This window comes from Pseudomonas sp. m6p (assembly GCF_055760375.1).
This window is the reverse complement of sequence record NZ_CM147084.1, coordinates 1551503-1564108: the sequence shown is the minus strand read 5'-3', so window position 1 is coordinate 1564108 and position 12606 is coordinate 1551503. Positions and strand designations below refer to the sequence as shown.

Here is a 12606-nt window from a genome sequence, read left to right as displayed (position 1 = left end):
GCGCAGTTGTCTGAAAAGTGAAATTCAAGGGCTGACGCTGAGGTCGCCGAAGATCCGTTCGAGGCGCACGCGGGCGTCGGTCGCCTCGCTGACGGCCTGGATGTATTGGCCACGCGCGGCAATCAGGGTGCGCTGCGCGTCGAGCACGTCGAGGAAGCCGAACTTGCCCATTTCGAAACCACGGGTGGCGCTGTCCACCGCACTTTGTGCGGCGGGCAGGATGGTCTGATTGAACGCGTTGACTTCGCCGTTGGCGGTCTGCCATTGCTCAAGGCTGGTCTGAACTTCAGTGCGCAAACGCAGCTCGGTGGCGTTGCGCAGATCCCGCGCCTGATCGCTACGGCGTGCGGCGGCGAGCACGTTGCCCTGATTGCGGTTGAACAGCGGAATCGGCATCGACAGCCCGACCACGTTGATCCGCTCGCGCTCGGTTTCGCTGTACTGGCTGCCGATGCTCACGGTCAGATCAGGAATACGCTGGGACTTTTCCAGGCCCAACGAGGCTTCGCGTTGATCGATCTGCAGTTTCGCCAGACGCAGCTCGGCGGTCTGGTTCAGACGCTCGAGCAAGCGGCCGGGCGGCGGCAGCGTGGCGAGGTTTTGCGTGGCGGCTTGCACGTTGGTCGAAGTCGGCAACGGCGCGCCCATGACCTGCGCCAACTGTTGATACGCGTTGCTCTGATCGCGCTCGGCGCGGCTCAATTCCAGGCGCACTTCCGAGAGCTGCACCTGTGCCCGGGTGCCTTCGACCGGCGACGATTTACCGGCCTCGATCCGCCCTTGGGCCACGCGCAAACCGTGCTCGGCCAGTTGCAGTGACTGACGCGACAGCTGCAAGCGTTGCTGCGCGGTTTGCGCACTGTTGAACGCCTGAATCACATCGGCGCGCAAGGCATTGCGCTTGCGCTCCAGCTCGATGCTGGCAGCGTCCTGCGCGCGGCTGGCAACATCGATCCGCGCTGCGCGTTTACCGCCCAGCTCAATCGGCTGACTGAGCATCAGCGTGGTGGTGCGCGAGTTGCGCCGGGTGTCTTCGGCCTCCCACGACACTTCGGGGTTTGGAATCAGGCCAGCCTGTTGGCGATCGCCCTCGGCGATGCCGATTTCCCACTGCGCGGCGGCGAGGTCGGGGTTGCCGGCGAAGGCACTTTGCAGCGCCTGATCCAGCGTCAGGGCCGATGCGCTGGTCAGGCTGCTGCACGCCAGCAACAAGAGGCCGCTGGCGGTTTTGTTCAGGCGTGATCGCGCCGTCAGTTCAATTAAACCGGGCAATGGAGGGCTTCCTTTATTCAGGATTTTTCGATGCCGCCACGTTAGAGTTTTTAACTTATCGACAAGGTGACTGGAACATTACAAATCCGTTATCCACGGTTCAGCAAAGTTGTTTTGTTCTAGGATGCGAAGTGCAAAAGGCGTTGTCGTAATACATCGAAACACATACGCACGGGTTATCTGCCAAACAGCACTTGCCGAAATCGAAGTCGCGGAAATTTGCTTTTTTAACTGCGACAGGGTGTCGCGCAACGCCGTTTTAAAGGCTCCGCTCGTTGACCCTGTAGCCACTTCAGCCTTTACCGTGCCTGGCATCAAGTGATTGAAACGTGCGCAAGGCCCTACAAAAACAACAACTTTCCCGACCGCCTTAATTAAACATCCATTAAATGAAAGTGGTGAAAGATCATGCGAATCCTTGTCGTCGAGGACGAGCTTAAAGCTGCCGAATACTTGCATCAGGGTTTGACCGAAAGTGGTTATATCGTTGACCACGCCGCCACCGGTGCCGATGGCTTGCATCTGGCGCAACAGCAGACGTACGACCTGATCATTCTCGACGTGAACTTGCCGGAACTGGACGGCTGGGGCGTCCTGGAACAACTGCGCCGTACCCACTCCACACGGGTGATGATGCTCACCGCGCGCGGGCGGCTGGCGGACAAGATTCGCGGTCTGGACCTGGGCGCCGACGACTATCTGGTCAAGCCGTTCGAGTTTCCCGAACTGCTGGCGCGGGTGCGCACCCTGATGCGCCGCAGCGAAAACATACCAGTGCCGCAGGTGTTGAAAGTCGCTGATCTGGAACTGGATCCGGGCCGGCATCGGGCGTTTCGGGGGGCGCAGCGCATCGACCTGACCACCAAGGAATTCGCCCTGCTGCACTTGTTGATGCGCCAGTCCGGCGAGGTGCTGACCCGCACACAAATCATCTCGCTGGTGTGGGACATGAATTTCGACTGCGACACCAACGTGGTCGAAGTGTCGATCCGCCGCTTGCGGGCGAAGATTGATGACCCGTTCGACAACAAGCTGATCCACACCCTGCGCGGTGTCGGCTACGTGCTGGAGGCGCGGGAATGAAGCCGGCCAGCCTGTCGATGCGCCTCGGTCTGACGGTAAGTATTCTCGGCGCGCTGTTGGTGGTGTTTCTGGCGATCCTTGCCTATTTCGCCCTGACCCATGAGCTCAATGCCCTGTCCCGCGACAGCCTGCAAAAGAAGATGGCGCAGGTGGAGCACAGCCTGTCGCTGTACGTCGACGCCAATGAAGTCAGCGGCAAGCCGCACATTCTGCTCGATCAGGTCATGGGCCATGACAACCTGACACTGACGATTTATGACCGTTCGAACCTGCGTACGCCGCTGCTCAAATCTGGCTCGGGACTCAAGGATCCACGCGCCGAATTGCGCGCAGTGCGAACCACCACCGAACAATTGGCCTATAGCGAAAGCATCGATGACGAGGGCGCAAAGTTCCTTACCGCGTCGAAGCTGATTCGGCTCAAGGACGGCAGCAGCGTGCCGGTGCTGCTGTCGATGGACAACGCACATGATCAGGCGCTGCTCAGCGCCTATCTGCGCTCGACGCTGATTGCCTTGCCGCTGTTGCTGGTGTTCATCGGCCTCACAGCCTGGGGCGCGGTGCAGCGCGGACTGGCGCCGCTGCGCGAGTTTCGCAAAGTGGCGGCGATGGTCTCGACGCAGGATCTGGAGCATCGGCTGTCGGTGGTGAACATGCCGCAGGAGTTGAGCGAACTGGCGCAGGGCATCAACTTCATGCTGCATCGCCTCGATGCCGGGGTGCAGCAGTTGTCACAGTTCTCCGATGACCTGGCGCATGAGCTGCGCACGCCGATCAACAACCTGATGGGCAAGGCCCAGGTGACGCTGTCCCGCGAGCGTACGACCGAGGAGTACAAGGACGTGCTGGTGTCCTGCACCGAGGAGCTGGAGCGCGTGGCGCGGATTGTCTCGGACATGCTGTTTTTGGCGCAGGTCAGTCATCCGTCGGCACTGGCGCCATTTGAAGCGGTGGCGCTGGAGGCAGAAGCGGCGAAGGTCGCGGAGATGTTTTCGCTGGCGGCGCAGGACAAGCAGATTCACTTGAATGTTGTCGGCAGCGCCTCGGTGTTGGGCGATCGACTGATGATTCAGCGGGCGATTTCCAATCTGCTGTCCAACGCGCTGCGCCATTGCCCGAACGGCAAAACCATCACCTTGCTGATCGAGCAAGGCGCAACGCAGGCTTCACTGCTGGTGAGCAATCCCGGCGTCGGCATCGAGGCGCAACACCTGCCGCACCTGTTCGACCGCTTCTATCGCGTCGACAGTGCCCGCTCGCGCTCGCAGGGCAGCACCGGGCTGGGCCTGGCAATCGTGCGCTCGATCATGAGCCTGCATCAGGGGGTGGCGGAGGTGAAGAGCTTGCCCGGCGTCATGACCGTATTCCGCCTCGGTTTTCCTGCGGCGACACACATGGCCTCATCGCTTGCAGGCAAGCTCCCACAGTAATCTGCGGTGTACCCGGGCCTGACGCCATGCTCGATACCAAGCATGAAGCTGGCATTGACCGGTGTCCTGTAGGAGCTGCCGCAGGCTGCGAGCTTTTGCCTTAGCCTTTGAAGATCAGAATCAAAAGATCGCAGCCTGCGGCAGCTCCTACAGGGATCGGGGTGTTTTTGAGTTTTTTGGACGACACGCAAACTTGTGGGAGCTGGCTTGCCAGCGATGACGGCGGGTCAGTCACATCCTTATTTTTTTGACACACCGCTATCGCTGGCAAGCCAGCTCCCACAGTGAATCGCGGTGTACCCGGGCCTGACGCCACGCTTGATACCTTTGAAGAAATTCAAGCATGAAGCTGGCATTGACCGATGTCCTGTAGGAGCTGCCGCAGGCTGCGATCTTTTGCCTTGGCCTTTGAAGATCAGGAGCAAAAGATCGCAGCCTGCGGCAGCTCCTACAGAGTGTCGGGGTGTTTTTGGGGGTTGTGGACACCACTGAAACCTGTGGGAGCTTGCCTGCAAGCGATTACGGTAGATCAGGCAGCAAAAAAAACGGCACCTTACGGTGCCGTTTGCTTTCACACATCAACCATCACTTACGCGCATCCGCCCACGATTTCAGCAGTTCGTTGTAGCTCACGGTCTCGCCCTTCGGCTTCTCGTTGGCCAGTTTCGGTTTCGGTGCGCCCGGTTGGTCGAACCAGTATTGCGCGTCACGTTCCGGGTTCATTTTCGGGGCGCACGTGGCTTGCGCCTTGGAGCGTTCCAGACGCGTCATGATCGCGTCCTGATCCTTGGCCAGGCCATCCAGCGCCTGCTGCGGAGTTTTCTCGCCGCTGGCCGCTTCGGCGATGTGGCTCCACCACAATTGCGCCAGACGCGGATAGTCCGGCACGTTGGTCCCGGTCGGGGTCCATTGCACGCGGGCCGGGCTGCGGTAGAACTCGACCAGACCACCGAGCTTCGGCGCCAGATCGGTCATCGCCTGCGAGTTGATGTCCGACTCGCGGATCGGCGTCAGGCCGACGATGGTTTTCTTCAGCGACACGGTTTTCGAGGTGACGAATTGCGCGTAGAGCCACGCCGCCAGCTTCTGTTTCTCCGGCGTGGATTTCATGAACGTCCACGACCCCACGTCCTGATAGCCGAGCTTCATGCCCTCTTCCCAATACGGCCCGCGCGGCGACGGCGCCATGCGCCATTTCGGCGTGCCGTCGGCGTTGACCACCGGCAGGCCCGGTTTGGTCATGTCAGCGGTGAACGCGGTGTACCAGAAAATCTGCTGGGCGATGTTGCCTTGCGATGGCACCGGGCCGGACTCGGAGAAGGTCATGCCCGCCGCTTCCGGTGGCGCGTAGGCCTTGAGCCAATCGACATATTTCTGCGTGGCGAACACCGCCGCCGGTCCGTTGGTGTCGCCGCCACGGGTCACGCTGGAACCGACCGGATGGCAGTCCTCGACGCGAATCCCCCACTCGTCCACCGGCAGACCGTTGGGCAAGCCCTTGTCGCCGCCACCGGCCATGGAGAACCAGGCATCGGTGAAGCGCCAGCCCAGCGACGGGTCTTTCTTGCCGTAGTCCATGTGCCCGTAGACGCGTTTGCCGTCGATTTCCTTGACGTCTTCGCTGAAGAATTTGGCGATGTCTTCATAGGCCGACCAGTTCACCGGCACGCCGAGTTCGTAGCCGTACTTTTCCTTGAACTTGGCTTTCAGGTCGGCGCGTTCGAACCAGTCGGCGCGGAACCAGTACAGGTTGGCGAACTGCTGGTCGGGCAGTTGATAAACCTTGCCATCCGGCGCGGTGGTGAACGAGATACCGATGAAATCCTTGATGTCGAGGGTCGGCGAAGTGAAGTTCTTGCCTTCGTTGGCCATCAGGTCAGTGATCGACTCGGTCTTGCCGTAGCGAAAGTGCGTACCGATCAAATCCGAGTCGTTGACCCAGCCGTCGTAGATGTTCTTGTCCGACTGCATCACCGTCTGCATTTTTTCCACCACGTCGCCTTCTTGCAGCAGGTCGTGGGTGAGCTTGATCCCGGTGATTTCGCTGAACGCCTTGGCCAGCACCTTGGACTCGTACTCGTGGGTGGTCAGGGTCTCGGAAACCACTTTGATTTCCATGCCGCGAAACGGCTCGGCGGCCTTGATGAACCACTTCAATTCTTCGAGTTGTTGATCCGCCGTCAGGGTCGACGGTTTGAATTCGCTGCCGATCCACTTTTTCGCAGCGTCTTCGTAGGCATCGGCCCAGGCCGAAGCGCTCAAACCGCTGAGTGCGAGCATGGCTGCCAATGAAATGCTATGTCGCAGCTTATTGTTTTTATCGAACATAGAGACCTCCAGTTAGAGTTACGGAGCACGATTGCCGAGCGACTCGACTAGCCCCAGCGCATCACAACCAACAGCCACACCAGAGACAGCGCGGACGCCACCCAGATGCTCCAGTCGGTGACGCCGATTACCAGCAGATGCAGGTAGGCGCTGCCGAGAAGACCGATGAACAAGCGATCGCCACGGGTGGTGGCAATCGGCAGAAAACCGCGGCGCAGGATGCTCGGCGAGCGCAGTTCCCAGGTGGTCATGCCCACCAGCAACAGGCCGATGGCAATAAAGAACCCCGCCGTGGGGGTGGTCCAGCTCATCCATTCCATCATGCGTTCCTCAGACCCGACCCAGGGCAAAGCCCTTGGCCACGTGGTTGCGAACAAACCAGATCACCAGCATGCCCGGCAGGATGGTCAGCACCCCCGCCGCGGCCAGCACGCCCCAGTCGATGCCCGAGGCCGACACGGTGCGGGTCATCACCGCGGCAATCGGTTTGGCGTTGACCGAGGTCAGCGTGCGCGCCAGCAGCAGTTCGACCCAGGAAAACATGAAGCAGAAGAACGCCGTGACGCCGATCCCGGAGCCGATCAGCGGGATGAAAATCTTCACGAAGAACTTGGGGAAGCTGTAGCCGTCGATGTAGGCGGTTTCGTCGATTTCTTTCGGCACGCCGGACATGAAGCCCTCCAGAATCCACACCGCCAGCGGCACGTTGAACAGGCAATGCGCCAAGGCCACGGCGATGTGCGTGTCGAAAAGCCCGATCGACGAATACAACTGAAAGAACGGCAGCAAAAACACCGCTGGCGGCGCCATGCGGTTGGTCAGCAGCCAGAAGAACAGGTGCTTGTCACCGAGGAAGCGATAGCGAGAAAACGCGTACGCCGCCGGCAACGCCACACTCAGCGAGATCAACGTGTTGAGGCTGACGTAATACAGCGAATTGAGATAACCGGTGTACCAGCTCGGGTCGGTGAAAATCACCTTGTAGTTGTGCCAGGTGAAATCCTGCGGAAACAGGGTCAACCCGCCGAGGATTTCGGTGTTGCTCTTGAACGACATGTTCAGCAGCCAGTAGATCGGCACCAGCAGGAACAGGATGTACACCAGCAACGGAATCAGCTTTCTTTTGTGCATGGCCGGGCCCTCAGCGATTGGCGTCGGAATGGGTCATGGCGGTGTAGAACAGCCACGAGACCAGCAGGATGATCAGGAAGTACACGAGCGAGAATGCCGCTGCCGGGCCCAGATCGAATTGGCCGACCGCCATCTGCGTCAAGGTCTGACTGAGGAAGGTCGTGGCATTACCCGGCCCGCCGCCGGTGAGCACGAACGGCTCGGTGTAAATCATGAAACTGTCCATGAAGCGCAGCATCACCGCGATCAGCAGCACGCTTTTCAGCTTGGGCAACTGAATATGGCGGAACACCGCCCAGGCCGAGGCGCGGTCGATGCGCGCCGCCTGGTAATACACGTCAGGAATCGCCCGCAACCCGGAGAAACACAGCAGCGCCACCAGCGAAGTCCAGTGCCAGACGTCCATCACCAGCACCGTGACCCAGGCGTCCATGGTGTTGGCCGCGTAGTTGTAGCTGATGCCCAGCGCATTCAGGCTCGACCCGAGCAGACCGATGTCGGCGCGGCCGAAGATCTGCCAGATGGTGCCGACCACGTTCCACGGGATCAGCAGCGGAATCGCCAGGATGATCAGCACCACTGACGACCAGCGACCCTTGGTCGGCATGGTCAGGGCGACGGCGATACCCAGCGGAATTTCAATCAACAGCACGCAGGCCGAGTAGATGAACTGGCGCAGCAACGAGTCATGCAGACGCGGATCGAGCAGCACCTGTTTGTACCAGTCGGCGCCGACGAAGTAGCGGCTGGACTGATCGAAGATGTCCTGCACCGAATAGTTGACCACGGTCATCATCGGGATCACCGCACTGAACGCCACCAGCAGGAACACCGGCAACACCAGCCACCAGGCCTTGTTGTTCTGCACCTTGTTCATGGCTGCACCTCGGTAGAGTCGGTGTCATCAAGAAGAAACTCGTCGGCGTAGACCATCAGCCACTGCGCCGGAAAACTGATGTACGCGGTGCCCTGCGGCACCGGTTTGTCTTCGGCCAGACGCACCTTCAACGGCGCGCCGTCGAGGTCGAGGGTGAGGATCTTGTAGGTGCCCAGGTCTTCGACGTGGACCACCCGCGCCTGCATCGCTTCGTCAAACGGTTCATCCCAGACATGGATGAACTCGGGGCGGATGCCGACCTTCAGATTTTTCCACTGACCATGTTCGATATGCCGCTGCAAGGCGTCGGACAGTGGCAGGTGCGTCGAAGAGAAACCGAACCCGCCCGGCTGCGGCTGCACCTCGATCAGGTTCATCCCCGGGCTGCCGATGAAGTAGCCGACAAAGGTGTGGCTCGGCCGCTCGAACAATTCCCGCGGGGTGCCGAACTGCACGATCTGGCCGCCGTACATCACCGCGATCTTGTCGGCGAAGGTCGAGGCCTCCAGTTGATCGTGGGTGACGTAGACCATGGTGATGTTGAACTGCTCGTGGATCTGCTTGAGCTTGCGTCGCAGCTTCCACTTCAGGTGCGGGTCGATCACCGTCAGCGGTTCGTCGAAGAGGATTGCCGAGACGTCGTCACGCACCAGGCCACGGCCCATGGAGACTTTTTGCTTTTCGTCAGCGGTGAGGTTGCGGGCCTTCTTGCTCAGCAGGTTTTGCAGGTCGAGGACTTCGGCGATTTCCTGCACTTTGCTGTGCACTTTCGCCTCGGCCATGCCCTGATTTCTCAGGGGAAAGGCCAGGTTGTCGAACACGGTCATGGTGTCGTAGACCACCGGGAACTGGAACACCTGGGCGATGTTGCGCTTCTCCGGGGTCAGGTCATTGACCGCTTTGCCATCGAACAGCACATGCCCCTGCGAGGGGCTGAGCAGGCCGGAAATGATGTTGAGCAACGTCGACTTGCCGCAACCCGAAGGGCCGAGCAAGGCATAGGCGCCGCCCTGCTCCCAAATATGGTCCATTTCGCGGATCGCGTAATCGTCAGGCCCGCTCGGCTGCTTGCTGTAGCTGTGGGCCAGGTGCTGCAAACGAATTTCGGCCATCAGGCAACCCTCGCGACACGCCGGCCCGGTGCCTGCACCAGACGGCCCTGCGCATCGAACACGAACAGTTTGTGGGTCGGGATGTAAATGCGGATCGGTGCATCAACGTCGTATTCGTGAACCCCGGGCAGGTGCAGCACCAGCAGGAAATGTTCGTTGCGCACGTGCAGGAAGGTTTCCGAACCGCTGATCTCGGCCACCTCGACGGTGACCGCCAGTTCCAGATCGTCATCGTTGCTCGGCACCAGCGAAATGTGGCTGGGGCGCACGCCGAAGCGGAATTCGCCCTCGCCCACCGGCCGTAGATCGACGTTCAACGGGAAGTGCACGAAGTTGGCAAAGCTGACTTCGTTGCCGGCAATGCGCCCGGGCATCAGGTTGATCGGCGGTTCGGAGAACAACTCCGCTGCCAGCACGGTTTGCGGCTGGTGATACACCGAAGTCGACGGGCCGCTCTGGATCACCCGGCCTTCGTGAAGGATGGTCGTGGTGCCGCCCAAGGCCAACGCTTCGTTGGGCTCGGTGGTGGCGTAGATCGCGATGGTATGGCGGGCCTTGAACAGCTCGCGCATCTCTTGGCGCAGTTCTTCGCGCAGCTTGTAGTCGAGGTTGACCAGCGGCTCGTCAAACAGGATCAGTTCGGCATCCTTGACCAGCGCCCGGGCCATCGCCGTGCGCTGCTGCTGACCGCCGGACAGCTCCAGCGGATGGCGCTGCAGGAACTTCTCGATGCGCAGCATCCGTGCGGTTTCCTGCACCTTGCTGTGGATGATGTCCTTGGCGACACCGGCCTGACGCAGCGGCGAGGCGATGTTCTCGAACACGGTCATGGTCGGGTAATTGATGAACTGCTGATAGACCATCGACACGTTGCGCAGGCGCACTGGGCGCTGAGTGACGTCGACGCCGTTCATCAGGACGCGGCCGCTGTCGGGCTTGTCCAGGCCGGCCATCAAACGCATCAGGCTGGTCTTGCCGGACAGCGTGCGGCCGAGCAGAACGTTGAAGGATCCGGGTTCGAAGGTCAGGCAGGCATCGTCGATCCAGGTCTGGCCCTCGACGGTGCGGCTGACGTGCTCCAGGGTGAGTGACATGGCTCGGCCTTTTTTATTATTGGAGTCAAGCGACCTGTGCAGCAGAGCGACATTCGTGCCAGAAATGGCAAGTGGTTGATTTGTCGTGAAAAGTGTCGAAAACGTGGGGAACGGGCGTTCATTGCTGAACACATTTGAACAGCTTGGCGATTGACAATGAACAATAGTGAACAACACTCTATGAACTGTTCACGCCCCCTCTGTAGGAGCTGCCGAAGGCTGCGATCTTTTGACTTTTGTTTTCAAGAACAAGATCAAAAGATCGCAGCCTTCGGCAGCTCCTACAGGGGAATTGTGTGGGCCATAACAATAATAAAGACGCTGAGGCCCACCACCATGGCCGCACCTGCCCCGCCGCTGTCCCACGACGCGATTGTCCAGACCTCCTGGCAACGTTGCCGCGCCTTCGGCCTCGACCACCAGAGCGCCCCGGCCTTCGATCAATTGCCCGCCGCCGGCATCGCGCAGTTGCTCGACCGTCACCACGCGCTGGTGCAAACCACCCATCAGGAAGTGCTGCCGTACTACGAGAACATCCTCAGCAATTCCAACTGCCTGATCATGCTCGCCGACCATCAAGGTCAGGTGCTGACCTCGTGGGGCACCCAGCGCTTTATCGAGCCGAACCTGGCCCGGGGTTTTCGCGCCGGGGCGAGCTGGATGGAACGCTGCAGCGGCACCAATGCCATCGGCACCGCGCTGGCCTGCGAGCAAGCGGTGCACATCGAGCACGATGAACACTTTCTGAAAGCCAACCGTTTCATGACCGGTTCCGCCGCGCCGATTTTCGATGCCGAGCGCAAGGTCATCGCCGTGCTCGACGTGTCCAGCGACAGCTACCTGCCGCCCTCGCACACCTTGGGCATGGTCAAGATGATGAGCCAGACCGTGGAGAACCGGCTGATCCTCAACCTGTTCCATGGCCAGTACTTTCAGCTGACCTTCAACACCGGGTTGAACAACCTCGACAGTCAATGGGCCGGTTTGCTGATTTTCGATGAGAGCGGTCAAGTGCTGTCGGCCAATCGCCGCGCGGACAATCTGCTCGGCGTGCGCCTGTCGCGGGTCAGCGTCGAAAGCCTGTTCAACGTGTCGCTGCTGGAGCTGCTGAATCAGCCCGACGGCTTGCCGTTTGCCTTGCAGACCTCGGGGCGCAACCGTTTCCAGTGCCTGTTGAAGCGACCGCAACAGGCGCCTGTTCAGCCTCGGGTATTTGCCGAACCGAAAACGGCGCCGATCAAAGCGCCAAGCGTGATCAGCCTCAACTCTCTGCATTTTGGTGACAGCCGCGTAGAAAAAGCCGTGCGCCAGGCCGAACGCCTGCTGGAGAAAGACATTCCACTGTTGATCCACGGCGAAACCGGGGTCGGCAAGGAAGTCTTCGTCAAAGCGCTGCACCAAGCCAGTTCGCGCAGCAAACAGGCATTCATCGCCGTCAACTGCGCGGCGATCCCCGCCGAACTGGTGGAGTCGGAACTGTTCGGCTACGAAAAAGGCGCATTCACCGGCGCCAACCAGAAAGGCAGCATCGGCCTGATCCGCAAAGCCGACAAAGGCACCCTCTTCCTCGACGAAATCGGCGACATGCCGTTGCCGACTCAGGCGCGGTTGTTGCGGGTGCTGCAGGAGCGCTGCGTGCAACCGGTGGGCAGCAGCGAGCTGTTCGCGGTGGACTTGCGGATCATCTCGGCGACCAACCGCTCTTTACGCGAGCAAGTGCAATTGGGCCGATTTCGTGAGGACTTGTACTACCGAATTGGCGGTTTGACACTGGAACTGCCGCCGCTCAGAGAGCGCAGTGACAAGGAGGCGCTGTTCAAACGCCTGTGGGAGCAGCATCGTGAACCGACACAATGGGCCGGGCTCAGCCGCGAAGTGCTGGAGTTGTTCAGTCGTCATCCATGGCCAGGCAATCTGCGCCAGGTCAGCAGCGTGATGCAGGTGGCGCTGGCCATGGCCGAGGAACAACCGGTACGGCCGGAGCATTTGCCGGATGATTTTTTTGTCGATTTGGATATGGAGCCGGTGGAAACGGCAGCGCCGTTGGGGCTGGACTTGAATGACGTTGAAGCGTTGAACCGCGAGTTGAAGGCGGCCGGGGGGAATATTTCGCACCTGGCGCGGCGGTTGGGGGTGAGTCGGAATACGCTGTACAAGCGGTTGCGGCAGGCTGAATGACAACTCAGCCTTGAGGGCCTCTTCGCGAGCAGGCTCGCTCCCACAGAGAATTCGTGTCGTGCACGGAAAACGGACATGACGAAAGTCCACTGTGGGAGCGA

General features: G+C 60.3%; 10 protein-coding genes. 3 read left to right on the top strand and 7 right to left on the bottom strand.

The features are described from left to right. Positions 1–24: 24 nt before the first annotated feature. Complete coding sequence (locus ACYZUM_RS07025) at positions 25–1272, bottom strand: TolC family protein (protein ID WP_108182324.1); 1248 nt, start codon at positions 1270–1272, stop codon at positions 25–27. Between the two features lie 408 nt (positions 1273–1680). Here ACYZUM_RS07025 and ACYZUM_RS07020 point away from each other — a divergent pair, with 408 nt between their 5' ends. Next, a complete protein-coding gene (locus ACYZUM_RS07020; protein ID WP_047291700.1) occupies positions 1681–2355 on the top strand; it encodes a heavy metal response regulator transcription factor in 675 nt (224 codons plus the stop codon). Beyond that, positions 2352–3785, top strand: a complete 1434-nt coding sequence (locus ACYZUM_RS07015; RefSeq protein ID WP_108182323.1) for a heavy metal sensor histidine kinase — start codon at positions 2352–2354, stop codon at positions 3783–3785. The genes ACYZUM_RS07020 and ACYZUM_RS07015 overlap by 4 nt, the downstream gene beginning before the upstream one ends. A gap of 585 nt (positions 3786–4370) precedes the next feature. On the opposite strand, the gene ACYZUM_RS07010 is transcribed toward ACYZUM_RS07015, so the two are convergent. From ACYZUM_RS07010 to ACYZUM_RS06985, 6 genes are read right to left on the bottom strand one after another with little or no spacing between them, the layout of a single operon-like run. Continuing rightward, on the bottom strand, positions 4371–6113 hold the full coding sequence (locus ACYZUM_RS07010) for an ABC transporter substrate-binding protein (RefSeq protein ID WP_041073279.1): 1743 nt from the start codon (positions 6111–6113) through the stop codon (positions 4371–4373). Positions 6114–6160: 47 nt separating this feature from the next. Next, a complete protein-coding gene (locus tag ACYZUM_RS07005; protein WP_027614647.1) occupies positions 6161–6433 on the bottom strand; it encodes a DUF2160 domain-containing protein in 273 nt (90 codons plus the stop codon). Positions 6434–6443: 10 nt separating this feature from the next. After that, a complete protein-coding gene (locus ACYZUM_RS07000) occupies positions 6444–7244 on the bottom strand; it encodes a carbohydrate ABC transporter permease (protein WP_108182322.1) in 801 nt (266 codons plus the stop codon). A 10-nt stretch (positions 7245–7254) separates the two neighbouring features. Next, positions 7255–8121 (bottom strand): carbohydrate ABC transporter permease, encoded by an 867-nt coding sequence (locus ACYZUM_RS06995; protein WP_007961995.1) that lies wholly within the window; start codon positions 8119–8121, stop codon positions 7255–7257. Next, positions 8118–9233: an ABC transporter ATP-binding protein gene (locus tag ACYZUM_RS06990; protein WP_473061304.1), complete on the bottom strand. Its 1116-nt coding sequence runs from the start codon at positions 9231–9233 to the stop codon at positions 8118–8120. The genes ACYZUM_RS06995 and ACYZUM_RS06990 overlap by 4 nt, the downstream gene beginning before the upstream one ends. Further along, positions 9233–10327: an ABC transporter ATP-binding protein gene (locus ACYZUM_RS06985; protein WP_041073274.1), complete on the bottom strand. Its 1095-nt coding sequence runs from the start codon at positions 10325–10327 to the stop codon at positions 9233–9235. The genes ACYZUM_RS06990 and ACYZUM_RS06985 overlap by 1 nt, the downstream gene beginning before the upstream one ends. Before the next feature lie 336 nt (positions 10328–10663). On the opposite strand from ACYZUM_RS06985, the gene ACYZUM_RS06980 reads away from it, so the two are divergent. After that, positions 10664–12505, top strand: coding sequence for a sigma-54-dependent Fis family transcriptional regulator (locus ACYZUM_RS06980; RefSeq protein WP_108182320.1), 1842 nt, complete (start codon positions 10664–10666; stop codon positions 12503–12505). The last annotated feature ends 101 nt before the right edge of the window (positions 12506–12606 follow it).